Consider the following 24,675-nt stretch of genomic DNA (forward strand, 5'->3'; position numbering starts at 1 on the left):
AGAAAAGGTGTTATACCTAAATATACCTGCCTCATGGAAATAATACCCAGGATTGGCGAAAGGACGCACTGCTGTGTGTACTATAGGGTCTGTCTGATGTCGGGCAGATCCTGTTTTTTTTAATCTGCATTTCACGCGACGATTATTTTTCTCGCTTCCCTTCTGAACTGCGTAATTAATGACTCAGCAAGGGGCGTCTGACGTGAATCACGGCGCTGAATTAAATAATAGGTTGCTTTAGGAAGCGATTCGACAACCGGCAGCATGACCAGACGGTGTGCCAGCAGCGGGTCACAGCCTAGCTCCTGCGGCAATATGCTTAAAAAATCACTTTGCGCGACCAGGCTAATACAGGAAGAAAATGTTTCGCAAACCACACCAATTCGCGGTATTTGCGAACGATGACTAAATACCTCCTCTAATTGCTTATAATAACTTCCCCGCGGCGTCGGCATTGTCCAGTTATAATGCAGGAGCTCATTAATTGACGTTGCCCCCATTGCCGGATGCCCCTCCCGACAAAATACCGCAAACGGTTTTTCGAAGAGCTTTTCAAACGTAAATTCCTGGTCGTAAGGTCCCTGATAATAGGTGTTGATGGTGAAGTCCAGCTCGCCCTGGCGTAATTCATTGATCATCGATACCAGCTGCCCTTCCATAATCCGCACCTTGACCTGCGGATGCTGCGCATGAAAGCGGGTGATAACGGCGGGCATCAGCGTGCGTGAAACGCTGGCCCCCATCCCGATGTTGATCTGCCCGGCCAGCTCACCCTGCCGCTGACGGATGTCATCCTGCGCCGCGCGCAGCTCTTCCAGAATCAACCTGGCACGCTGGTAAAAACCCTCACCGCATTCGGTCAACGCGACGCCCTTACTCCTGCGCACGAAAAGCTGCGCCGCCATGCCCTCCTCCAGCTCTTTGATGGATTTGGTCAGCGCCGGCTGGGAAAGATTCAGCGTCCTGCTGGCACCGCGAATGCTGCCCTGACGCGCTACCTCAACAAACGCCCGGATTTGATGAAATTTAATCTGGAATGTCATAGCCCGACCGATAACCGTTGTTTATCAGAGTAAAGAAACTGTCATCTACTTTAATGGAAAGGGATGTGCGAGGGTAATTCCTGAACGGTTAAAACTGTGAAAAATCGGTTAGTGATAAGTAAAATCTATCACAGCGTGAAGCAGTTCACATATTTTAATGATGACAGGAACAGATATGGACACACTGGCGCAGTACATCCAGACACTATCCCCGCAGCTGAGCGCATGGCGTCGCGATTTTCACCATTTTGCGGAATCCGGCTGGGTAGAGTTTCGAACGGCCGCGAAAGTCGCGGAAATCCTCGACTCGCTGGGCTACGAACTGGCGATGGGCCGCGACGTCGTCGATGCCGAAAGCCGGATGGGGCTGCCCGATGCCGCTACCCTGGCGCAAGAGTTTGCCCGCGCGCGGGCGCAGGGCGCGCCTGAGAAATGGCTGGCGCCGTTTGAAGGCGGGTTTACCGGCATTGTGGCGACCCTCAATACCGGCCGCCCTGGACCGACCCTGGCGTTTCGCGTCGACATGGATGCCCTTGACTTAAGCGAAGCGCTGGATGAAAGCCATCGCCCGTTCCGCGACGGGTTTGCCTCCTGCAACGCGGGCATGATGCACGCCTGCGCGCACGACGGCCACACCGCTATTGGTCTGGGGCTGGCGCAGGTGCTTAAGCAGAATGACGCACAGCTCAACGGCACCATCAAGCTGATCTTCCAGCCAGCCGAAGAAGGCACCCGCGGGGCGCGCGCCATGGTTGCCGCCGGGGCGCTGGACGACGTGGACTATTTTACGGCCATCCATATTGGTACCGGCGTCCCTGCCGGAACGGTGATTTGCGGCAGCGATAACTTTATGGCCACCACCAAGTTCGACGTGAACTTTACCGGCGTTGCCGCACACGCGGGCGGTAAGCCGGAGGACGGACGTAACGCCCTGCTCGCCGCCGCGCAGGCCGCCCTCGCCCTGCACAGCATCGCCCCGCACAGCGACGGCGCCTCCCGGGTGAACGTCGGGGTGATGCAGGCGGGCAGCGGACGCAACGTGGTGCCCGCGAATGCTCTGATAAAGGTTGAAACCCGCGGTGAAAGCGAAGCGATTAATCAGTACGTCTTTGAACGCGCGCAGGCGGTCATTACCGGCGCAGCGGCGCTCTACGGCGTGCGCGCTGAGATGCGCCTGATGGGGGCCGCGACGTCCAGCGCGCCGACACCGGCGTGGGTGGATTATCTGCGCGAACAGGCGAGCCAGGTTTCCGGGGTTATTCACGCCATCGACAAGGTGAAAGCGCCAGCGGGTTCCGAAGACGCCACGCTGATGATGGCCCGCGTGCAGGAGAACGGCGGCATGGCGTCCTATATGGTGTTCGGCACGGATTTGAGCGCCGGACATCACAACGAAAAATTCGACTTCGATGAGCAGGTCATGGCGATTGCCATTGAAACGCTGGCGCGAACTGCGCTCAATTTCCCGTGGACGCGAGGTGTGTAATGCAGGAGAACTACGCTTTTATTGCCGATGCGATCGACACGCGATGTCGGACGTTAACCGATATTGCCGACGCGATCTGGGATCGTCCTGAAACCCGCTTTGAAGAGTTCTGGTCCGCCGAGCGGCTCGCCAGCGAGCTTGAGGCCGAGGGCTTCACGCTGACGCGCGAGGCCGGCGGTATTCCAAATGCCTTTATCGCCAGCTTCGGCAGCGGGAAACCGGTCATCGCCCTGCTGGGCGAATACGACGCGCTGGCCGGGCTAAGCCAGCAGGCGCACTGCGCGACGGCGCAATCCGCCACGCCGGGAGCCAACGGCCACGGCTGCGGGCATAACCTCTTAGGCACCGCGGCGCTTGCGGGCGCGGTGGCGGTGAAAAGCTGGCTGGAGCAGCACGGCGGCAGCGGAACGGTGCGTTTTTATGGCTGTCCCGGCGAGGAAGGTGGCTCCGGGAAAACCTTTATGGTGCGCGAAGGCCTGTTTGATGACGTCGATGCCGCCGTCACCTGGCATCCGGAAGCCTTCGCCGGGATGTTTAACGTCAGCACGCTGGCGAATATTCAGGCCGCCTGGCGTTTTCACGGCGTGGCGGCACACGCGGCCAACTCCCCCCATCTGGGACGCAGCGCGCTTGACGCCGTGACGCTGATGACCACCGGCACAAACTTCCTCAACGAACACATCATTGAGAAAGCGCGCGTCCATTACGCCATCACCGACACCGGCGGGATTTCGCCCAACGTGGTGCAGGCGCAGGCGGAGGTGCTGTACCTGATCCGCGCCCCGGAGATGGCCGATGCGCAGCAGATCTACGAACGCATCGAAAAAATCGCCCAGGGCGCGGCGATGATGACCGAAACCACCGTCGAGTGCCGCTTTGATAAAGCCTGCTCCAGCTACCTGCCGAACCGCACGCTTGAAGCGGCGATGTATCGCGCGTTGCAGCACTACGGCACGCCGCTCTGGACGGAGGAGGAACGCGCCTTCGCCCGCGAGATCCGCGCCACCCTGACGCCCAACGATCTGCAAAACAGCCTGAAAAATATTGCCGCGACGGGCGGTGACGCGGGTAAAGCCTTTGCCCGGCGCCATCAGGAGACGCTGCTGGTGGATGAAGTCGCGCCCTATGCCATCACCGACAACGTGCTGGCGGGTTCAACCGACGTGGGCGACGTCAGCTGGAAAATGCCGGTCGCCCAGTGCTTCAGCCCTTGCTTTACCGTCGGCACGCCGCTGCACACCTGGCAGCTGGTGGCGCAGGGCCGTACCTCCATTGCCCACAAAGGCATGCTGCTGGCCGGAAAAGTGATGGGCGCAACCGCGCTCAATCTGCTGCAGGACGCGGCGCTGCTGAAAAAATGCCGTGAAGAGTTCGAACAACAAATACAAGAAAAACCGTACGTGTGTCCGATCCCACAGGGCGTGACACCGTCACCTTTAAAATAAAAAAACACAACACAACAACACAACACTCCCGAGGAACGCCCATGAGTATGTCATCCATACCTTCGCATTCCCCATCCGGTAAGCTCTATGGCTGGGTTGAAAGGATCGGCAATAAAGTGCCGCACCCTTTCCTGCTGTTTATCTATCTGATTGTGATTTTAATGGTCGCCACCGCCGTGCTCTCCGCCTTTGACGTGAGCGTGCGCAGCCCGGCTGACGGCAGCCTGGTGGCGGTGAAAAACCTGCTCAGCGTTGACGGGCTGCACTGGTTTTTACCCAACGTCATCAAAAACTTCAGCGGCTTCGCCCCGCTGGGCGCCATTCTGGCGCTGGTTTTGGGCGCCGGGCTGGCTGAACGCGTGGGCTTGCTGCCCGCATTAATGGTGAAGATGGCTTCTCACGTCAGCGCGCGTTACGCGAGCTATATGGTGCTGTTTATCGCCTTCTTCAGCCATATCTCCTCCGACGCCGCGCTGGTGATCATGCCGCCGATGGGGGCGCTGATTTTCCTCGCCGTCGGGCGTCATCCCGTGGCAGGCCTGCTGTCGGCGATTGCGGGCGTGGGCTGCGGATTTACCGCTAACCTGCTGATCGTCACCACCGACGTGCTGCTCTCTGGCATCAGCACGGAGGCGGCGAAGACCATTGATACGGCCATGCACGTCAGCGTGATCGACAACTGGTACTTTATGGCGAGCTCAGTGATTGTCCTGACGATTGTCGGCGGGCTGATTACCGATAAAATCATCGAGCCGCGGCTGGGTAAATGGGAAGGCCGTAGCGATGAAAAGCTGGAAACCCTGAGCAAAGAGCAGCGCTTCGGCCTGCGCGTGGCGGGCGTTGTCTCGCTGGCCTTTATCGCGCTGGTGGCGCTGATGGTGGTGCCGGAAAACGGTATATTGCGCGATCCGGTTAAACATACCATCCTGCCGTCGCCGTTTATTCAGGGCATCGTGCCGCTGATTATCCTCTTCTTCTTTGTCGTTTCGCTCGCCTACGGTATCGCGACCGGTAAGATCCGCCGTCAGGGCGATCTGCCGCAGCTGATGATCGAGCCGATGAAGGAGATGGCGGGCTTTATCGTGATGGTGTTCCCGCTGGCGCAGTTTGTGGCGATGTTTAACTGGAGCAATATGGGCAAGTTTATGGCCGTGGGCCTGACCGACGCGCTGGAGGCGGCCGGGCTAAGCGGCGTACCGGCGTTTGTCGGCCTGGCGCTGCTGTCATCCCTGCTGTGCATGTTTATCGCCAGCGGCTCCGCCATCTGGTCGATTCTGGCCCCGATCTTCGTACCGATGTTTATGATGCTGGGTTTTCATCCTGCGTTTGCCCAGATCCTGTTCCGCATCGCGGACTCCTCGGTGATTCCGCTGGCGCCGGTTTCGCCGTTTGTTCCGCTGTTTTTAGGCTTCCTGCAGCGCTATAAACCCGAGGCCAAACTGGGTACCTACTATTCGCTGGTTTTACCCTACCCGCTTATCTTTTTAGGGGTATGGCTGGTGATGCTGGTGGCATGGTATCTTGTCGGCCTGCCGATTGGGCCGGGGATTTACCCGAGGCTGAACTAAAGGAATGAGGATGCTGAGATTACTCGAAGATAAGATTGCGACGCCGCTCGGGCCGCTGTGGGTGATCGCGGACGAGCAGTTCTGCCTGCGCGCCGTCGAATGGGAAGAGCACAGCGACCGGATGGAAGAACTGCTCAATGTTCACTACCGCTCGCAGGGGTATGAACGTATCCGCGCCACCAACCCGGGCGGGCTGAGCGACAAGCTTGCGGCCTATTTCGAAGGCGATCTCAGCATCATTGATACTCTGCCGACCGCCACGGCAGGCACGCCTTTTCAGCGCGAGGTGTGGCAGGCGCTGCGGTCGATTCCGTGCGGGCAGGTGATGCATTACGGCCAGCTCGCGGAACAGCTAGGCCGCGCGGGGGCCGCACGCGCGGTGGGTGCCGCCAACGGCTCTAACCCGGTCAGCATCGTGGTGCCCTGCCATCGCGTCATTGGCCGCAACGGTACCATGACAGGCTATGCCGGCGGCGTGCAGCGCAAAGAGTGGTTACTGCGTCACGAAGGGTATCTCCTGCTCTAGCTCCCAGGCTTTTTGTGCTTAATTTTCTACCGGTTAGGCTAAAAATCCATAATCAAGCTGTGGAATTTCAAGAAGATGGCGACACGTTGCCGTCTCTTGTCCTTATTGAGGGTTTGTCAGGCTTACGTACTTACCAAAAAGATGTTAAAATTGACCAATATCAATTAAGGCTTGAGCAAACCTATGATCCCGGAAAAGCGAATTATACGACGCATTCAGTCTGGCGGTTGTGCTATCCATTGCCAGGATTGCAGCATCAGCCAGCTCTGTATCCCGTTTACCCTGAATGAGCATGAACTCGATCAGCTTGATAATATCATCGAGCGCAAAAAGCCTATTCAGAAAGGGCAGACGCTGTTTAAAGCGGGAGACGAACTGAAATCGCTCTATGCTATCCGTTCTGGCACCATCAAAAGCTACACCATCACCGAACAGGGTGATGAGCAGATCACCGGCTTCCATCTGGCGGGTGACCTGGTGGGCTTTGATGCCATCGGCACGGGCCATCACCCGAGCTTTGCTCAGGCACTCGAAACCTCAATGGTTTGCGAAATCCCGTTTGAAACCCTGGACGATCTGTCCGGTAAGATGCCTAACCTGCGTCAGCAGATGATGCGTCTGATGAGCGGTGAGATCAAAGGCGATCAGGACATGATTCTGCTGCTTTCTAAAAAGAACGCAGAAGAGCGCCTGGCCGCGTTTATCTACAACCTCTCCCGCCGCTTCGCCGAGCGTGGCTTCTCGCCGCGTGAATTCCGTCTGACGATGACGCGTGGCGATATCGGCAACTACCTGGGTCTGACCGTGGAAACCATCAGCCGTCTGCTGGGCCGTTTCCAGAAAAGCGGGATGCTGGCCGTTAAAGGTAAATACATCACTATCGAAAACGGTGAAGCGCTTGCCGTTCTTGCCGGGCACGCCCGCAACGTGGCGTAACTCTCCGCATGTTGATGACCAGACCATAAATTCTTGTGATTTATTGGTCTGGTGTAATCACTTCCGTTTCAAGAAATTTTCACCGTAGCACGTCCCCACACAGCGCCCGAAAGGTTCTCGTTGAGGTTATGAATTGAGAGAAAGTTTGTTTTTCGTTTCAGTCGTGATTGCCTCTGTGACCTTTATCTTCATCTGGATCATGCTTGTCGGCCCGATGAAGGGGGAAGAAAAAACCTACGTCCAGGATTCCACGACCTTTGCGATAGCGGTGATGGTGCTGCTGTTTATTGCGTTTATCGCGGTGACGACGACGGTACTTTTCCTCTGATAAATTTTCATGAATTATTGATCTGGCAAAACCTCCCCTCTGTTTCATTCAGGATATATAGGTTACTCTTTTAATTACAGACTGTGGTGACAGTAGTAAGGAGACCTGTATGGCCAAGTATCAAAACATGCTGGTAGCTATCGATCCGAATCAGGACGATCAGCCGGCATTACGACGTGCTGTGTATTTACATCAACGGATTGGTGGCAAAATCAAAGCGTTTTTGCCGATCTATGACTTCTCGTATGAGATGACCACCCTTCTGTCGCCTGACGAGCGCACCGCTATGCGTCAGGGCGTCATCAGCCAGCGTACCGCGTGGATCCGTGAACAGGCGAAGTATTACCTGGAAGCGGGCGTGCCCATTGATATTAAAGTGGTCTGGCATAACCGACCTTTCGAAGCCATCATCCAGGAAATTGTCGCCGGTGGGCACGACCTGCTGCTGAAGATGGCGCACCAGCACGACAAGCTGGAATCCGTGATCTTCACTCCGACCGACTGGCACTTGCTGCGCAAATGCCCTTGCCCGGTCTGGATGGTGAAAGACCAGCCGTGGCCTGAAGGCGGGAAAGCCGTTGTGGCGGTAAACCTCGCGAGCGAAGAGGATTACCACAATTCGCTGAACGAGAAGCTGGTGAAGGAGACCATCCAGCTTGCCGATCAGGTGAATCATACCGAAGTGCATCTGGTTGGCGCCTATCCGGTCACCCCGATTAACATTGCTATTGAGCTCCCTGAATTTGACCCGAGCGTGTACAACGACGCGATCCGCGGTCAGCATCTGCTGGCCATGAAAGCGCTGCGCCAGAAATTCAGCATCGATGAGAAAATGACTCACGTGGAAAAAGGGCTGCCTGAAGAGGTGATCCCGGACCTGGCGGAACACCTGCAGGCGGGGATTGTGGTGCTGGGCACCATTGGCCGAACCGGTATTTCTGCCGCCTTCCTCGGCAATACCGCCGAACAGGTGATCGACCATCTGCGCTGCGACCTGCTGGTCATTAAGCCGGATGAGTATCAGACGCCGGTTGAGCTGGACGATCCTGAAGACGATTAACGCCTGACGCCAGGCGGCGCAGGCTTGCCGGGCCAACAAAACCGTAGGCCGGGTAAGCGTCAGCGCCACCCGGCAATAAAAAAACCGCCGAATTCGGCGGTTTTTTCGTTTCAACGCAACTTACAGCGCTTTCAGAATCGCATCCACGCTGGCTTTGGCATCGCCAAACAGCATGTGGGTGTTCTCTTTGAAGAACAGCGGGTTCTGAACCCCGGCATAGCCGGTATTCATGGAGCGTTTGAAGACGATCACGTTCTGCGCCTTCCACACTTCGAGAACAGGCATACCTGCGATTGGGCTACCCGGATCGTCCTGCGCCGCAGGGTTAACGGTATCGTTAGCACCAATAACCAGCACGGTGTCGGTGTCGGCGAAATCATCGTTGATCTCATCCATTTCCAGCACGATGTCGTAAGGCACTTTCGCTTCCGCCAGCAGCACGTTCATGTGGCCAGGCAGGCGCCCTGCCACCGGGTGAATACCAAAGCGAACCTTGATGCCACGCGCGCGCAGCTTCTCGGTGATTTCCGCAACCGGATACTGCGCCTGCGCCACCGCCATGCCGTAGCCCGGAGTGATGATCACGGAATGCGAGTTTTTCAGCATGTCTGCGGTATCTTCCGCAGAAATTTCACGGTGCTCACCCACTTCTTCATCCGCACTGGAAGAAGATCCATCGGTCCCGAAACCACCGGCGATGACGCTGATGAACGAGCGGTTCATCGCCTTACACATGATGTAAGACAGGATCGCACCGGAAGAACCCACCAGCGCACCGGTGACGATCAGCAGGTCGTTGCTCAGCATAAAGCCTGCCGCCGCTGCCGCCCAACCGGAGTAGGAGTTCAGCATCGAGACAACCACCGGCATATCCGCACCGCCGATGGACGCCACCAGGTGCCAGCCAAACGCCAGCGCGATGATGGTCATTACCAGCAACGCCAGTACCTGCAGGCCGACGCTTTCGGTACGCACGAAGACCACCAGCAATACAAACGACACCACCAGCGCCGCCAGATTCAGCTTATGACGGTTTGGCAGCATCAGCGGTTTAGAGGAGATCTTCCCGCGCAGCTTGCCGAACGCCACAATGGAGCCGGTGAAGGTCACCGCACCGATGAAGATACCGAGGAACACTTCCGTCAGGTGGATGTTCACCAGAATCGGTTCCAGACCCGGTTCGTGATACAGGTAGCTGTTGAAGCCCACCAGCACTGCAGCCAGACCCACGAAGCTGTGCAGAATGGCAACCAGCTCCGGCATCTCGGTCATTTCAACGCGTTTTGCCAGGCGAATACCAATCGCGCCGCCGATGATCATCGCTACCAGGATCCACGCCACGTTGCCGGTATCCGGCCCGAAGATGGTGGCAATCAGCGCAATCGCCATCCCGGCGATACCAAAGTTATTCCCCTGCTGAGACGTTTCGTGTTTGGAAAGCCCCGCCAGACTGAAAATAAACAGGATTGCAGCAACAATATATGCAGCTGTCACTAATCCTCCAGACATATGCTACCCCTTAGCCTTTACGAAACATTTTCAGCATGCGCTGAGTCACGGTGAAACCACCGAAAATATTGATACTGGCGATCAGCACCGCGATAAAGCTCAGGAAGCTGATCCAGCCGCCGTGACCAATCTGCAGTAACGCCCCCACCACGATGATCCCGGAGATGGCGTTAGTTACCGACATCAGCGGCGTATGCAGCGCATGGGAGACGTTCCACACCACGTAGTAGCCCACGACGCAGGAGAGCGCGAAGACGGTAAAGTGGCCGAGGAACTCTTTTGGTGCGACGTCAGCCAGCCAGCCGAACAGAATAATCACCAGCGCCATGATCGCGTATTTGCGCCATGGAGAAGCGGGTTTGGCGGGTTCTTTTGGCTCAGGTGCCGCTTTCGTTGCCGCCTGAGGCTGAGCAGAAACCTGAATAGGCGGCGCAGGCCAGGTAATTTCACCTTCACGGACCACCGTGACGCCGCGCACCACCACATCGTCGAAATCAACCGTGACGTTGCCGTCTTTCTCTTTGCAAAGCAGCTTCAGCAGGTTAACGAGGTTAGTGCCGTAGAGCTGAGAAGACTGCGTTGGCAGACGGCCCGGCAGATCGGTATAGCCGATCACCTTCACGCCGTTAGCGGTCGTGGTTACCTGATTTGGAACGGTATATTCACAGTTACCGCCGTTTTGGGCGGCCAGGTCGACAATCACGCTGCCCGGCTTCATGGAGTCAACCATCTCACGGGTGATCAGCTTCGGCGCCGGTTTACCCGGGATAAGCGCGGTGGTGACAATAATGTCGACATCTTTCGCCTGAGCGGCGAAGAGTTCCATTTCGGCTTTGATGAAGGCTTCGGACATTACCTTCGCGTAACCATCGCCGCTGCCTGCTTCTTCCTTGAAGTCCAGCTCAAGGAATTCGGCGCCCATACTCTGGACCTGTTCCTTTACTTCAGGACGGGTGTCAAAAGCGCGTACGATAGCGCCCAGGCTGTTTGCCGCACCGATTGCGGCAAGGCCCGCCACGCCTGCGCCAATCACCATCACTTTCGCCGGAGGGACTTTACCCGCGGCGGTGATTTGACCGGTAAAGAAGCGACCAAACTCGTGGGCCGCTTCAACAATGGCGCGGTAGCCGGCAATGTTTGCCATGGAGCTTAAGGCATCCAGCGACTGCGCGCGCGAAATGCGCGGCACGGAGTCCATTGCCATCACGGTCACGCCGCGGGCCGCCAGCTTCTCCATCAGCTCCGGGTTTTGCGCAGGCCAGATGAAGCTCACCAGGGTTGTTCCCGGATTCAGCAACGCAATCTCACTCTCTTCCGGTGCGTTGACCTTCAGAATCACCGGCGACTGCCAGACGTCAGCACCGTCGACCACTTCCGCGCCAGCCTGGATAAAGGCCTCGTCATCGAAACTCGCCAGTTTGCCCGCGCCGCTTTCAACCGCGACCGTAAAACCCAGTTTAAGCAGTTGCTCCACCGTTTTCGGTGTTGCCGCTACGCGGGTTTCATTGGCTAACCGTTCTTTTGGTACCCCAATACGCATAGTTTTCCCTTCCATCGGTTTTTGATGATGGTTTATCGATAAATGCCCGCGGTTTGTATCAATTTTCGCCATCGCGCGAGCGACGAGAGATGATTAACCCCGGAAAATAAAACAGTAACAAACTGTCTATAACCTACTGAAAATAGCGCCCGTGATCTACCGCCAGAAAACACTATTTCTTACTTTATCTGTGAAAAATAAGCGATCGGCGTCACTGACAGTGATATTTACCTTAAATTCACTGCCAGAACCGATAAATCGCGCAAGCGAAGCGGTAAAAACATGATATAGCGCCATGACAGAACAACTTATTAACATTAAATTAACTTGTAAAAGTCATATGCTTTATCAGTTTTACTTGTCAAACGCGTGTTTTTTCAACATATCACTAAATGTTATCGAATTCGGTGATTCAGTAAGCACAGGCAGTGAAAAATGGCGCAGACAGCGACGGGTTTTAAATGCAATAATCGGGACCGTCTCAAATTAACAACAATACCAGTACATGGTTTGCGCAAGGCGAAGGATCATTTTTATGAAGCTTAAGAACACACTCCTGGCGTCCGCACTTCTTTCCGCGACCGCCCTGTCTGCGAATGCCGCAACAGAGTTAACGCCGGAGCAAGCGGCAGCGTTAAAACCTTTTGACCATACGGTCATTGTGGGTCGTTATAATTCTATTGGCGACGCTGTCGCCGCTGCATCAAAAGCCGCTGATAAAAACGGGGCGGCCTCGTTTTATGTCGTTGACCAGTCCGATTACGGCAACAGCGGTAACCTGCGCGTGACCATCGCGCTGTTCAAAGACAATGCGCCAAAAGCTGACGCACCGAAAAACCGCGTGATCAACGGTGTTGTTGAACTGCCGAAAGATCAGGCGATTGAGCTGGAACCATACGACACCGTCACCGTTCAGGGCTTCTATCGCAGCCAGCCTGAAGTGAACGATGCCATCACCAAAGCCGCGAAAGAGAAAGGGGCCTACTCTTTCTTCATCGTGCGTCAGGTCGATGCTAACCAGGGTGGCAACCAGCGTATTACCGCGTTCATCTATAAAAAAGATGCGAAAAAACGTGTTCTGCAGAGCCCGGATGCCATCCCGGCGAATTCAGAAGCAGGTCGCGCGGCGATAGCGAAAGGCGGCGAAGCAGCGAAGAAAGTTGAAATTCCAGGCGTAGCAACGACGGCTGCCCCAAGCGCTGAAGTGGGACGTTTCTTCGAAACGCAGTCCACGAAAGGTGGCCGTTACTCCGTTACGCTGCCTGACGGTACCAAAATTGAAGAGCTGAACAACGCCACTGCAGCGCAGATGGTGCCGTTCGACAGCATCAAGTTTACCGGCAACTACGGCAACATGACGGAAGTCTCTTACCAGGTCGCGAAGCGTGCGGCGAAGAAAGGGGCGAAGTACTACCACATCACCCGCCAGTGGCAGGAACGTGGTAACAACGTGACCATCAGCGCCGATCTGTACAAGTAACAACATCGTTGACGAAAGGCGGCGCAATGCCGCCTTTTTTTGTTACTTTTTTTGAATTTCTGCCTCACGTCATTGCATGCATTCGTTACACTCCGTAAAATTCCGCGCCTTAGTGTGATCCACCATTTTTATGCGCCTGAGCGAAATAATTATTCTGGATTTTGACCTTTCATAACAGGAAGCCAATGGAAAAGAAACTTGGCCTGAGTGCTCTGACTGCACTCGTTTTAAGCTCAATGCTGGGTGCAGGCGTATTCAGTTTGCCGCAAAATATGGCGGCCGTTGCCAGCCCATCCGCGCTCATCATTGGCTGGGGCATTACGGGTGTCGGCATACTGCTGCTGGCCTTCGCCATGCTGCTGCTCACCCGCATTCGTCCGGATCTTGACGGCGGCATTTTCACCTATGCGCGTGAAGGTTTCGGCGAGCTGATTGGCTTCTGTTCCGCGTGGGGATACTGGCTATGTGCCGTTATCGCCAACGTCTCCTACCTGGTGATCGTCTTCTCGGCGCTCAGTTTCTTTACCGATACGCCTGAGCTGGGCCTCTTTGGCGATGGAAATACCTGGCAGTCTATTGTGGGCGCCTCGGTGTTGCTGTGGTTCGTCCACTGGCTGGTGTTGCGTGGCGTACAAACGGCCGCCAGCATCAACCTGGTGGCGACGCTGGCGAAACTGGTTCCGCTCGGCCTGTTTATCGTTCTGGCCTTTATTGCGTTCCGTATGGACGTTTTCAAGCTTGATTTCAGCGGCGTTGCGCTGGGCGTGCCCGTCTGGGAGCAGGTGAAAAACACGATGCTGATTACCCTGTGGGTGTTCATCGGCGTTGAAGGCGCGGTCGTGGTTTCTGCCCGGGCCAGGAATAAACGCGATGTGGGCCGCGCCACGCTGCTGGCAGTTCTGGCCGCGCTGGGGGTCTATCTGCTGGTCACGCTGCTGTCGCTGGGCGTGGTGGCACGTCCTGAGCTGGCTGAAATGCGTAACCCGTCAATGGCGGGCCTGATGGTGAAAATGCTCGGCCCCTGGGGCGACGTGGTGATTGCCGCAGGGCTGATTGTCTCCGTCTGCGGCGCTTACCTGAGCTGGACCATCATGGCGGCTGAAGTGCCGTTCCTGGCCGCGACGCACAAGGCGTTTCCACGCCTGTTCGCCCGTCAAAACCAAAACAGCGCGCCGTCGGCCTCACTCTGGCTAACCAACATCAGCGTTCAGGTCTGTCTGGTGCTGATCTGGCTCACAGGTTCAGACTATAACACCCTGCTGACCATCGCCTCGGAGATGATTCTGGTACCCTATTTCCTAGTAGGTGCGTATCTGTTAAAAATTGCCACACGCCCGGCGCATTATGTCGTGGGTGTCGGAGCCTGTATTTACGGCCTGTGGTTGTTGTATGCTTCCGGGCCTATGCATCTGCTGCTGTCGGTAGTGCTGTACGCACCGGGTCTGCTGGTGTTTATCTACGCCCGCCGCACGCATCAGCTGGAGAACGCGCTGAAGCGCCGTGAGATGGCCTTAATTGGATTGTTACTGGTTGCTGCCCTACCGGCAACCTGGATGTTAATGGGATAGCATCGCCTTTCCCATTGTTGAACTGTAAAGGAGAATACGATGGGAAATGCACCGCTTCGCCCAATACTGATTACCGGTGGAGGCCGCCGTATCGGCCTCGCCCTCGCCCATCACTTTCTCAACCTTCGCCATCCGGTCATTGTCAGCTACCGTACGGAATACCCGTCGATTGAAGGGTTACGCAAAGCCGGGGCGGTCTGCATTCAGGCTGATTTTTCGACCGATGAAGGCATTCTGGCTTTCGCGGAAAAGGTAAAAGCCACCACGACGGGACTGCGCGCCGTGATCCATAACGCCAGCGCATGGCGAGCCGAAAAACCCGGTACGTCACTCAGCGAAACGCTCTCCGCCATGCTGCAGATCCACGTCAATGCGCCTTACCTGCTTAACCACGCTCTGCAGGATCTGCTGCGCGGCCATGGGCACGCGGCCGGCGATATTATTCACTTCACCGATTATGTGGTGGAGCGCGGCAGCGACAAGCACATCGCCTACGCGGCCAGTAAAGCCGCACTGGATAATATGACGCGCTCGTTCGCCCGCAAGCTCGCGCCCGAGGTGAAGGTAAACGCCATCGCCCCGGCGATGATTTTGTTTAACGAAAACGATGATGCGGAGTATCGCCAGCAGGCGCTGAATAAGTCGCTCATGAAAATCGCGCCGGGCGAGAAAGAGGTGATCGACCTCGTGGATTACCTGCTCACCAGCTGCTACGTCACGGGCAGAACCTTTGCCGTGGACGGCGGGCGCCCGCTGCGCTAGTGAAAGCGGCTCCAGAAGAAAATTAGCACCCAGGCGCTGAGTCCCCAGCAGACCACCGCCCCGCTCAGCGCCAGGGGAAGACGCAGAAAACCGGTGAAATACCACAGCGAAAGCAGGTAGAGAAAATACGGAATGATAGACCACATGCCAAACACGATGGTCGTGCGTAACGCTTCCGTACCCCGCTCAGAAGCCACAATATAGTGAGCAATTAGCGCAAAGGTCGGAAACAGCGGGATTAGCCCGGCAATGTAGTAGTTTTTCGTTTTTGCCAGAATGCCAATCAGTAACACCACCAGCGCGCCCAGTGCGGCTTTGATCACCAGCCCCATACTTTTCCCTGGAATAATCAACTCACAATAAGAGCCAGAATAACGGAACCGGCGTTAATTTTGAAAGATTAATGGAAGGTTAAGGTTCCGCGGTGTATGTTGGCTTTTTTCACGAAAACAGACGCTGTATGAATAAGATTGTTTATGTTGAAGACGAACCCGAGGTCGGGCAACTGATCGCCGCCTATCTGGGTAAACATGATATGGACGTCATTGTTGAACCTCGCGGCGATCGTGCCGAAGAGGTGGTCGTCCGTGAAAACCCGGATCTGGTACTGCTGGATATTATGTTGCCAGGCAAAGACGGCATGACGCTCTGCCGTGACCTGCGCGCCCGGTGGGAGGGTCCTATCGTCCTGCTCACCTCACTGGACAGCGATATGAACCACATTTTGTCGCTGGAGATGGGCGCCAATGACTACATTCTGAAAACCACACCGCCTGCCGTCCTGCTTGCCCGCCTGCGCCTGCATTTGCGCCAGCACGCCAGCATCGAACGCGAAGCGCCCGCGCCGTCTCTGACGCCGCACAAAGCGATGCGCTTCGGTACGCTGTCTATTGACCCCATTAACCGCCAGGTGCTGCTCTCCGGCGAGCTTATCGCCCTCTCCACCGCAGACTTTGACCTGCTGTGGGAGCTGGCAACGCACGCCGGGCAAATCATGGACCGCGACGCGCTGCTGAAAAACCTGCGTGGCGTGAGCTATGACGGAATGGACCGCAGCGTTGACGTGGCGATTTCGCGTCTGCGCAAAAAGCTGCAGGATAACGCTACCGAGCCCTACCGCATTAAAACCGTGCGTAACAAGGGTTATCTGTTTGCCCCGCACGCCTGGGAAACCTGATTCCGTTATCTGGCTAGCATAACGTGCGCGAAATGAAGGCATTACACCGCGATGTCCTCCCTTTCGCGCGTTTATTTTTACGTTTGCGCAACAATTAACTTGCTAAGCACGCGAACTATCCCATAATTAAATCTTCAGCCATCCTTTCTACAGCCAGCACTGCCCCGGCGACATGCAGACTCTTTTTCACCGTGAAGCTCTCACGATACCTCTCCCATAAAATCTTGAAATGAGGATTTAAGCCCATGAAATATGTATAGCTACAGTCAGGTAGAGGCCATCAAAACCAATCTTGAATGGATTGTTAATCAGGCTGCGCTTAGCCATTCCTCCCCCTCACGCGCCGATCAAAAAGCGCTCTTTGATCTCCTTGAGCTCATCCAGACTTACGAAATACTTCTGGATTTAATTAACGAATTCGGTACCGATGTGATTGATATGCACATTGCGGAAGGACTGGCCGTAACGGAAACACTCATCGCCAAGGTAAAAAACAGCGCAATTGCCATGTAACGCGCTCCACAGACATGAAAATATCGACGGGTTTTCATGTATATTCTGCACAAAGCGTTTCTTCGGTGAGATCCAATGAAAAAGCTGTTTGTGCAGTTTTAGTGTGCAGAAAAAACCCAACTCATTGAAATGGATATACTTATTATGTTTTCAATAAGTTAGCCCGAAACGTTTAACGGACATATACGGACATTCACGGTCTTTTTTGTGCCCCTTTTGGTGTCCCTCCTTCAAAATGCCCCCAAATTTGCCCCCAAAATCCCCCTATTTTGCATAGCTCCTTCCAGTTTCGTAACACACCGCTGTACGAACTCCATTCTCTTCAGGAGAATCGCCCCGAATACGTTTGTAAGACTTAACCAGCGCGCTACTTTTTCTCCCTGCCCTATTGACTAACTGGAGGTTTCTATGTGTGGACGTTTTGCACAAGCACAAACACGTGAAGAATATCTGGCTTACCTGGCCGACGAAGCCGATCGTGACATTGCCTATGACCCGGAACCTATTGGCCGGTACAACGTGGCGCCAGGTACTAAAGTCCTGCTGCTGAGCGAACGCGACGAGCAATTACACCTCGATCCGGTATTCTGGGGCTATGCGCCCGGGTGGTGGGATAAGCCCGCGCGCGTCGAAACTGCGGCCACAAGTCGAATGCTTAAACTTTTGTGGGAACATGGCCGAGCGATCTGCTTTGCCGATGGGTGGTTTGAATGGAAGAAAGAAGGCGACAAGAAACAGCCCTACTTCATTCACCGGGCAGACGGTCAGCCTATTTTCATGGCTGCAATCGGCAGCACGCCGTTCGAGCGCGGCGATGAATCGGAAGGTTTCCTGATAGTGACATCTGCAGCTGACAAAGACCTGGTGGATATTCATGACCGCCGGCCACTGGTTTTGTCAGCAGTAGCAGCAAGGGAATGGATGCGTCAGGACGCTGGAGGGAAAGAAACTCAAGAGATAGCGGCCGACGGCGCTGTACCAACCGACAAGTTTATCTGGCATGCTGTGGCCCGTGATGTTGGAAATGGAAAAAATCAGGGGAGAAAATTGATAGAACAAACAGATATATAATCTGCAGTGCTTTTGATGCGCACTTTATATTTGGTTCAATATTATCTTACTTTAAGAAAGAAATATATTTGCAGCCATCGGACCACTAAGTCCATTTATACGATAAAATTCAACACGAACACCTGGCTTTAACGTTTGGCTTTCACTATTACTTAATGCAGAAACATGCAAAAAAACATCTTTTCTGCCATCTGATGGGATAATCAATCCCTTTCCGCTCTTGAAGTCAAAACTTTTGACAATTCCTGTCATTTTACGAGACAAATATTTTCCTAATGGTAATCCAGATTTCACTATACAGGATCAGTTAATAATAGCTAACACTATTTTAACGGCCTTCTAGAAGGCTAAGATAAAATTTGCTTAATCATTCAACACGTGCCTTAATGGTTTGGCTGATTCGGTGCGATGATGAATCTAACTTTTCCAAAAGCCGTTCTCATAACTAGGTGTTATCTCTGATATCCCTCCTCTTGAGTCCATACATATACCAGCATACGTTTCTTATCATGAGCTTGCTTGTCAGTTTGAAATGTTCAAACGGAGTTTGTATGTCATCTAAAATCATAGGTCTTGTTAAGTGGTTTAACGAAGATAAGGGGTTTGGCTTTATCTCCCCACTCGATGGAAGTAAAGATGTTCTTGTTCACACTTCTTCCCTGCTGGGAGAAACATTTAATACTCTTTTTGAAGGACAAAAAGTCAAATTCGCTATCATAGCTGGAACTAAAGGTCCAATCGCTGCCAATGTAACACTTTGCGATAGATAATTTTTAGATGGTTTGCTTAAGCCAGCATGACTTTATCAGTGAAAGGTGATGTTCGGTTACTCACATCATTACAACAGGCCAGCATATTTACTTACCATCAAGTTTGCTGACCGATGTGATGAAATGCAGGACTGCTGCATGAACAGTCTCAAAGCAGAAGCTAACTGCTTATAAAATACTAAAGTGCGTAAGAGGTTAGGCAGCCTCCAAAAGCATCACTTCTTATTTTTTTAATAATTTTTTTAGAAGCGCTGGGAAGATTTGAACAAAGCACAGCAGTATGGGCACACCAACTGAGCCCCCTTTTGTACACGATTGTAACTATGTTCGGAATCTTTTGAGCAGTTTGGACAAGGACATTTTACTAAATAATTTCGGCGGAATTGAGTGTTTTTACGTGCAGACATAGACTTCTCCAGTTCAAATGGACCGTTACAGTACACGTTAAGAAAGTATAATGCTTGTTTTAATTTCGAAAGAGGCAAAAAAAATGAACAAACAGAACCCTTTCGACCACCTGCAGGGGCTAGAAACCCGCAAAATACATGGTGATATATGAAAAAAGTAATCATTTTTTTTAATGGTAAGCCAAGTAAAGTTATCACTGTGCTTAAAGGTGTGACATCAATACGCGAAGAATATCCTAATGGAGAAGTGATAAACCTTCAGATAATGTCAGCAGGTTTTCCCTCTTTAACAGGTGACCATGAAGTGGTCCATGTGGCATCAGATCGAGAACTTACCTCTCAGGAAATATTAGATGCGGCGCAGAAGTATCTTTGACGCTAGGGATTCAACGCCGACATTCATGAAATCATTATTATAACTACGTTTAATTATTATAGCCTGCTTAACGCAGGTTTTTTACCCCCACACAAAAATTTATAATTAAGACATGTACATCCAACACCATGGCAATATGACTTTATTGCTGAGGCAACCATAAGGCTTCCATGAAAATCCTGCATTACACAGTATTAATAGTTCTTGAAGCCCCATTCTCAGATAATAATATCAACCCTCTTATCTTGGGTCTCTTACATGACCGGAACTATTCAAGTAAGTCAAACCGAGGTGTCAAACTTCCATCCCATTCATTCATTGGTTCAGAGGGTCAGGCAGTTTTAGAGTGGGAGTCTGAAAAAGATGGAGCAGAAAAACTAAAAAAAAGACTCTACCAGATGCTGCATGGAATTACACGTTTAGAAAAATCTCCCACAGCAATTTTTCTAATGATTTGCCCAGAAGATAAAACCTTAACCTTTGTGTCAAGACTTAAAGTAAAAAAATGAACATCGATATTTTAACCTTCACCATCTGAAAATTCCGTGACCGTGAAAACCGCGAAAGAAAATCATGAGGCACATCAGTAAATATTGTATCATTTGCTAAGCATTGCTGTTACATTCGGTTTAATGATGAATCCTCCTCAGCGGCAGGGCTAATTAACCTGATGATTTGTATATCCAGCGGCTCATCGTGAATTTCTGAAGCAGCGAGTCACGAGTGGTTAGTTCAATGACTCACCGGGAGGCACCCGGCATCATACCCATAAGCCCCTGTATAATTGCAGGGGCTTATTTACATTACAAAAGCATAGTAGTAGGCATATTAATCTTAATACTCATAGCCGATAATTAGGTTCGAATGAATATACCGTTTAAAGGATCATCTAACTTTTATTAGGTCTGAATACCTCGTAGTATATCGTGGAGATAACATATCCCGTTTCATCTGCCACTGCTGCTGTATGCCCTGCCCGGCAAAATAAAGCGTTCCCTTTCCATCTTTCCCGTTCAGATAATCCAGAACTTCCATCAGCCTCTCGCTACCAGCACGCGGCGCGTTCTCATCGAACAGGTTGAGCTGGGCCACGCCTTGGCTGAAAAAATCCCCAAGCATGATCCCTGCCTTCTGGTACCGGTGGCCATCCTTCCAGATTTTGTCCAGGCACTTTACAGCGGCGTTGATGATGTCGCGTGAATCCTGAGTGGGGGTAAGAAGCTTCATGGACGCACTGTTACCGTAATACGGCTCGTTAAACGCAAAGGGAGAGGTTTTCACGAACGCAGAGATAAAGCGGCAGTACTGATGTTCACCCCGCAGTTTTTCAGCACCACGGGCAGCATAGCTGCAGATAGCCTGGCGCATCTGTTCATACTCAGTAACGCGTTCGCCGAATGACCAGCTGCAGACGATTTCCTGCTTAGCTGGTGCAAACTCCTCCAGATCCAGACATGGTTCGCCGCGCAGCTCCCGGACAGTTCGCTCCAGGACGACATTGAAGTGCTTTCGAATAATCCACGTACTCTGCTCTGAGAGGTCGAGAGCCGTTTTGATGCCCATGACGTTCAGCTTCTTACTGATGCGCCTGCCGACGCCCCAGACGTCCTCCACCGGAACCAGAGCAAGCAGTCGGCGCTGGCGATCGATATTGGACAGGTCCACTACCCCGCCCGTCTGGCGTTGCCATTTCTTGGCAGCGTGGTTTGCGAGCTTGGCCAGTGTCTTTGTCTGGGCAATGCCAACCCCGACAGTCAGGTGCGTACGCTTAAGAACTGTTGCGCGGATCTCTTTCCCGAAGTCAGTCAGGTCCCGGCAGTTGCGAACGCCAGTCAGGTCGCAAAAAGCTTCGTCGATGCTGTAAATTTCGACTCTGGGACTCATCTCCTCCAGCGTCGTCATTACCCGGTTCGACATGTCAGCGTAGAGCTCGTAGTTACTGCTGAAACAAACAACACCAGCGCGCCGGAATAGCTCTTTTTGCTTGAAGAATGGCTCACCCATGGTAATTCCAGCGACCTTAGCCTCGGCACTGCGCGCGATTACGCAGCCATCATTATTCGAGAGCACGACCACCGGCCGCCCCCTCAAATCAGGTCGAAACACCGTCTCGCATGATGCGTAGAACGAATTCACATCACAGAGAGCAAACATATTCAGCTCGCAGCTTTAACGATGAAAGTCACGACGCCGAATACATCGAGCGTGTCTTCGCTTCCGACTATGATCGGAGAGTAAGCGCTGTTCATCGGCATGAGCTGGACGGTCGGGCGCAGCTGCAATCGCTTAACAGTGAACTCCCCTTCCACCGCGGCAATGACAATATCACCGTGCTCAGCAGTGCGTGAGCTGTCCACCACCAGCAAATCACCGTCGCTGATCCCGGCTTCGATCATTGAATCACCCGCTGCTTTGACGAAATAGGTCGAGCTAGGGTGAGCGACAAGTAACTCATTGAGATCAATGCGCTGTTCAACGTAATCCGCCGCGGGGCTGGGGAATCCGCATTGAACTAAGTCACTGAAAAGTGGAAGCGTGAAAGTTTCGCTAATTTCTGTAGGCCTAATGAATTCCATGATACTCACCCAACAGCTGTATTTATATACAGCATTATTAGATAATCGCTAAGATCAAGTAATTCTTGTAGAGGACTCTATAAGTGATTGAGTGTTATAATGTTTTGGATATACTCCCAGGGTAAGCACATTTTAGTGATGAGACTACTCTCATTGTGAATAAGAGTTTAAAATGATGATTTGTGGCGAAATTGAGAGCATAAAATGAATTTATCAAAAAATAAAATGGATGGAATCACTATATTAAGATTCTTTGCTGCGTTTTATGTGTTTATTTTCCATATAAACATGCGAAGCCCTCTGGATTTTGGTTCGCATATAAATAAAAGCATATCAAATGGTGCGATCGGAATGAGTGTGTTTTTTATGCTCTCCGGATTTGTACTCACTTATAATTATTATAATTCCCAATTGGTTGATTATTTTAAAAAAAGACTGGCGCGAATTTATCCTGCTTATCTATGCTGTGGGGTTCTGTCTTTTCCATTTCTTTTTACAGATAACCTTACCACAGGGCAAATTATCGCGTGCATAACTTTATATTTAGTTTGTATGCAAGCGTGGATATATCAATCATTCAGTCTCTGGAACTTCGGTGGGACATGGTCTGTTTCAGTTGAGATGTTCTTTTATTCTTTATTCCCTTCCATTCTGAAACTAATAACAAAAAACAACGTACATCTTCTAATTCTATTTGCATACATATTTTCAGCAGCACTCGTCCCCGTATCCTTGATAATAGGCGGGCCAACTGTAAGTTCTGTTTACTATGCCACGCCAATATTCAGGTTTCCAGAGTTTATTATTGGTATCTGTGCTGCCTTTTATTTCCTCCACGGCATGAGAATTAAACACAGTGTGTTTTTTATTTCGATAATTGTATTTTTTTATGCCACTAGCTTATCTAATGTAAACATGGATACGAACTTTCTAATCATCCCCACACTTGCTGTTATAATATCCTACCTAGGTGAATTAAAAGTAACAAAGAACATATTTACATCAACCTTGGTGTATCTTGGAGATATAAGTTATTCATTTTACCTGATGCAACTTCCACTATTGATGTATTTGGATCGAAATCCAGATTCCATTTTAAGAACTCACGGTTTTATCAGCTGGATTTTAGCTTTTTCCTTAAATCTTTTTATGGCCGCGACATGCTGGCATTTCATTGAGCGTAATAAAGCTTTGAAATCTCTCTTTTTGAAAAGAACAGTAAGGGCATAGCTAAAATATCCTGCTGAACTGATTGTAGTACGAGGCACTTGATAAATTAGTTTTGTTGAGTGCCTCGATAAATTAGATTCTGGTACTGTCTGTATCCAGCCCACATCCATTCATACGCTCAAAGGGATTCAATAAAAAATATTTTCATTTTAAGAATTTTGTTAAACAATTAATTTGAGCGAGTTCCCCATACATTTTTGCTACTGTTCTTTGCCATTTCTACACGAACACTCACAAACTGATCCGCTGGAATATCAACGGGGTCGCCATCAGCTAATCCTACACGATCATTTCTGGCAAAAGCAGGAGCTGATGGATGGGTTCGGTGATACGTTTTTACCAGCACAGAGCCGTCGGAGTTAACATCATAATCCAACCATATTAATGGCTGTTTATTTCGGTCCGAAGGAATCTCAAAACCTCCATCGATTCCCCCCCAGACTCCGTCAGAGTTAAGTCCCATACAACCATCGATGATATATTCCCCTATCGCCAATCGTGTAACTGAACAACCTTCAGACTCTGCGTTTGTCTCATAGGCCCCGTCGGAAAAAATTTTAATAACAGGTGATGCTTGTTTTATAAATCCATTACTATCAACTATAGTGTTTCTGGTGTCACGAGTTGTTACCATGGGGGTTAATGTTCCGTTAAATACCCCCTGCCAGCATAAACTGCCTGAATTACCAGTTATTGTGAATGGTACAAAAAACAGAGTGCGATTTTGTTGATTACCAAGACTCAGACTTTGAGCATATGCATACCCTGTTCCGTTTTGTGAAGGATTTGGTCCCCCGGTATTTAACGTATAGTCACTCGCTGCCGTACACCAGCCATTCCATATGGTAGTTAAAAAATTAAATCCTGAAACTGCACTTCCAGCTACCGGAAACGGAGATGAAAAGTCAGGGTAAATCAGCTTTTGTTTAAGTGGATAAATATTGTCTGCCTCAGAACCGATCACCAGTCCAAGGTTAGTACGTGCACCTGAAGCGGTTTTTGATCCTGTCCCACCCTGTTCAACAGACAAAGCAGTAGTAAGTCCTGTAAGGGACGTAATGTCACTGTTTTGCCCTTTTGCCGCCTTGCCTGAAAGAGATGTGGTAATGCTATTCCAAGCTGGGCCCGTCCATGTCGTTCCATCCGGCAGAGTTACCGTTACATTGCCAGTTTCGGAAAAAATGCTTTGCCAGTTATGTTTGTCGTAATTTAGTCCACGCAACGCTTCAGCACTTTGCGCCACCAGCGCAGCAGTTACCATATTCAGCGCCACACTGGGGACGGCTGACCAAGCAGCGCCGGAT

Annotated in this window: 26 protein-coding genes; 17 read left to right on the forward strand and 9 right to left on the reverse strand. The window is 52.0% G+C overall.

Annotated elements, in window-relative coordinates; genetic code table 11:
* Positions 1-131: 131 nt before the first annotated feature.
* Positions 132-1,043, reverse strand: coding sequence for a LysR family transcriptional regulator (locus AC27FC_RS05665; RefSeq protein ID WP_069302720.1), 912 nt, complete (start codon positions 1,041-1,043; stop codon positions 132-134).
* A gap of 175 nt (positions 1,044-1,218) precedes the next feature.
* Between AC27FC_RS05665 and AC27FC_RS05670 the strand changes: the two genes are divergently transcribed.
* From AC27FC_RS05670 to uspE, 7 genes are all read left to right on the forward strand, one after another.
* Positions 1,219-2,529 (forward strand): M20 family metallo-hydrolase, encoded by a 1,311-nt coding sequence (locus AC27FC_RS05670; RefSeq protein WP_094935360.1) that lies wholly within the window; start codon positions 1,219-1,221, stop codon positions 2,527-2,529.
* Positions 2,529-3,974: a M20 family metallopeptidase gene (locus AC27FC_RS05675; RefSeq protein ID WP_045888968.1), complete on the forward strand. Its 1,446-nt coding sequence runs from the start codon at positions 2,529-2,531 to the stop codon at positions 3,972-3,974. Before AC27FC_RS05670 ends, AC27FC_RS05675 begins: the two co-directional genes overlap by 1 nt.
* 41 nt (positions 3,975-4,015) lie before the next feature.
* The gene (gene abgT, locus AC27FC_RS05680; protein ID WP_094935361.1) at positions 4,016-5,542 is read left to right on the forward strand and encodes a p-aminobenzoyl-glutamate transporter; all 1,527 of its coding nucleotides are present in this window, start codon (positions 4,016-4,018) and stop codon (positions 5,540-5,542) included.
* Positions 5,543-5,552: 10 nt separating this feature from the next.
* Positions 5,553-6,068 carry a methylated-DNA--[protein]-cysteine S-methyltransferase gene (ogt, locus tag AC27FC_RS05685; RefSeq protein ID WP_039262722.1) on the forward strand — a complete coding sequence of 172 codons (516 nt, stop codon included), beginning with the start codon at positions 5,553-5,555 and terminating at the stop codon, positions 6,066-6,068.
* A 183-nt stretch (positions 6,069-6,251) separates the two neighbouring features.
* Positions 6,252-7,004, forward strand: a complete 753-nt coding sequence (gene fnr, locus AC27FC_RS05690) for a fumarate/nitrate reduction transcriptional regulator Fnr (RefSeq protein ID WP_006174991.1) — start codon at positions 6,252-6,254, stop codon at positions 7,002-7,004.
* 145 nt (positions 7,005-7,149) lie between these two features.
* Positions 7,150-7,332 (forward strand): hypothetical protein, encoded by a 183-nt coding sequence (locus AC27FC_RS05695; protein ID WP_014883604.1) that lies wholly within the window; start codon positions 7,150-7,152, stop codon positions 7,330-7,332.
* A gap of 109 nt (positions 7,333-7,441) precedes the next feature.
* Positions 7,442-8,392, forward strand: a complete 951-nt coding sequence (gene uspE / locus AC27FC_RS05700) for a universal stress protein UspE (protein ID WP_023335478.1) — start codon at positions 7,442-7,444, stop codon at positions 8,390-8,392.
* Between the two features lie 120 nt (positions 8,393-8,512).
* Here uspE and pntB read toward each other — a convergent pair whose 3' ends face one another.
* Both pntB and pntA read right to left on the reverse strand, forming a co-directional pair.
* A complete protein-coding gene (pntB, locus tag AC27FC_RS05705) occupies positions 8,513-9,901 on the reverse strand; it encodes a Re/Si-specific NAD(P)(+) transhydrogenase subunit beta (RefSeq protein WP_032668239.1) in 1,389 nt (462 codons plus the stop codon).
* Positions 9,902-9,911: 10 nt separating this feature from the next.
* Entirely contained in the window at positions 9,912-11,441 is a 1,530-nt protein-coding gene (gene pntA / locus AC27FC_RS05710; RefSeq protein ID WP_023311474.1) for a Re/Si-specific NAD(P)(+) transhydrogenase subunit alpha, read from the reverse strand.
* Between the two features lie 535 nt (positions 11,442-11,976).
* Here pntA and ydgH point away from each other — a divergent pair.
* The 3 genes from ydgH to folM all read left to right on the forward strand — a co-directional run bounded on the left by ydgH (position 11,977) and on the right by folM (position 15,251).
* Complete coding sequence (gene ydgH, locus AC27FC_RS05715) at positions 11,977-12,921, forward strand: DUF1471 family protein YdgH (RefSeq protein WP_033145347.1); 945 nt, start codon at positions 11,977-11,979, stop codon at positions 12,919-12,921.
* Positions 12,922-13,106: 185 nt separating this feature from the next.
* Positions 13,107-14,489, forward strand: coding sequence for an amino acid permease (locus tag AC27FC_RS05720; protein WP_094935362.1), 1,383 nt, complete (start codon positions 13,107-13,109; stop codon positions 14,487-14,489).
* 39 nt (positions 14,490-14,528) lie between these two features.
* Entirely contained in the window at positions 14,529-15,251 is a 723-nt protein-coding gene (folM, locus tag AC27FC_RS05725; protein WP_033145346.1) for a dihydromonapterin reductase, read from the forward strand.
* Here the strand turns inward: folM and AC27FC_RS05730 are convergent.
* Positions 15,248-15,583 carry a GlpM family protein gene (locus tag AC27FC_RS05730; RefSeq protein WP_028017326.1) on the reverse strand — a complete coding sequence of 112 codons (336 nt, stop codon included), beginning with the start codon at positions 15,581-15,583 and terminating at the stop codon, positions 15,248-15,250. The genes folM and AC27FC_RS05730 overlap by 4 nt on opposite strands.
* Before the next feature lie 128 nt (positions 15,584-15,711).
* On the opposite strand from AC27FC_RS05730, the gene rstA reads away from it, so the two are divergent.
* The 3 genes from rstA (at position 15,712) to AC27FC_RS05745 (ending at position 18,012) form a co-directional block, all read left to right on the forward strand.
* On the forward strand, positions 15,712-16,428 hold the full coding sequence (gene rstA / locus AC27FC_RS05735; RefSeq protein WP_021241154.1) for a two-component system response regulator RstA: 717 nt from the start codon (positions 15,712-15,714) through the stop codon (positions 16,426-16,428).
* Positions 16,429-16,680: 252 nt separating this feature from the next.
* Positions 16,681-16,941: a hypothetical protein gene (locus AC27FC_RS05740; protein ID WP_033145345.1), complete on the forward strand. Its 261-nt coding sequence runs from the start codon at positions 16,681-16,683 to the stop codon at positions 16,939-16,941.
* Between the two features lie 408 nt (positions 16,942-17,349).
* Positions 17,350-18,012 (forward strand): SOS response-associated peptidase, encoded by a 663-nt coding sequence (locus tag AC27FC_RS05745; protein WP_196354513.1) that lies wholly within the window; start codon positions 17,350-17,352, stop codon positions 18,010-18,012.
* A 51-nt stretch (positions 18,013-18,063) separates the two neighbouring features.
* On the opposite strand, the gene cspF is transcribed toward AC27FC_RS05745, so the two are convergent.
* Positions 18,064-18,276, reverse strand: a complete 213-nt coding sequence (gene cspF, locus AC27FC_RS05750; RefSeq protein ID WP_072058474.1) for a cold shock-like protein CspF — start codon at positions 18,274-18,276, stop codon at positions 18,064-18,066.
* 287 nt (positions 18,277-18,563) lie between these two features.
* Here cspF and AC27FC_RS05755 point away from each other — a divergent pair, with 287 nt between their 5' ends.
* Positions 18,564-18,782, forward strand: coding sequence for a cold shock domain-containing protein (locus AC27FC_RS05755; RefSeq protein ID WP_042719078.1), 219 nt, complete (start codon positions 18,564-18,566; stop codon positions 18,780-18,782).
* 242 nt (positions 18,783-19,024) lie between these two features.
* On the opposite strand, the gene AC27FC_RS05760 is transcribed toward AC27FC_RS05755, so the two are convergent.
* Positions 19,025-19,354, reverse strand: coding sequence for a YnfU family zinc-binding protein (locus AC27FC_RS05760; protein WP_306305002.1), 330 nt, complete (start codon positions 19,352-19,354; stop codon positions 19,025-19,027).
* Here AC27FC_RS05760 and AC27FC_RS05765 point away from each other — a divergent pair.
* Together AC27FC_RS05765 and AC27FC_RS05770 are read left to right on the forward strand one after the other, a co-directional pair.
* Positions 19,338-19,565 carry a phage protein gene (locus AC27FC_RS05765; protein WP_047652164.1) on the forward strand — a complete coding sequence of 76 codons (228 nt, stop codon included), beginning with the start codon at positions 19,338-19,340 and terminating at the stop codon, positions 19,563-19,565. The genes AC27FC_RS05760 and AC27FC_RS05765 overlap by 17 nt on opposite strands.
* 170 nt (positions 19,566-19,735) lie before the next feature.
* Positions 19,736-20,074, forward strand: a complete 339-nt coding sequence (locus tag AC27FC_RS05770) for a hypothetical protein (protein ID WP_196354515.1) — start codon at positions 19,736-19,738, stop codon at positions 20,072-20,074.
* A gap of 376 nt (positions 20,075-20,450) precedes the next feature.
* On the opposite strand, the gene AC27FC_RS05775 is transcribed toward AC27FC_RS05770, so the two are convergent.
* Entirely contained in the window at positions 20,451-21,719 is a 1,269-nt protein-coding gene (locus AC27FC_RS05775; protein WP_048980398.1) for a Y-family DNA polymerase, read from the reverse strand.
* 2 nt (positions 21,720-21,721) lie between these two features.
* Positions 21,722-22,141: a translesion error-prone DNA polymerase V autoproteolytic subunit gene (locus AC27FC_RS05780; RefSeq protein WP_196354516.1), complete on the reverse strand. Its 420-nt coding sequence runs from the start codon at positions 22,139-22,141 to the stop codon at positions 21,722-21,724.
* Between the two features lie 204 nt (positions 22,142-22,345).
* Here AC27FC_RS05780 and AC27FC_RS05785 point away from each other — a divergent pair, with 204 nt between their 5' ends.
* Positions 22,346-23,371: an acyltransferase family protein gene (locus tag AC27FC_RS05785; protein WP_126327724.1), complete on the forward strand. Its 1,026-nt coding sequence runs from the start codon at positions 22,346-22,348 to the stop codon at positions 23,369-23,371.
* A gap of 169 nt (positions 23,372-23,540) precedes the next feature.
* On the opposite strand, the gene AC27FC_RS05790 is transcribed toward AC27FC_RS05785, so the two are convergent.
* Positions 23,541-24,632, reverse strand: coding sequence for a phage tail fiber protein (locus AC27FC_RS05790; protein WP_487159850.1), 1,092 nt, complete (start codon positions 24,630-24,632; stop codon positions 23,541-23,543).
* Positions 24,633-24,675 lie beyond the last annotated feature (43 nt).

The organism is Enterobacter sp. C3_dUdeg (assembly GCF_057536195.1).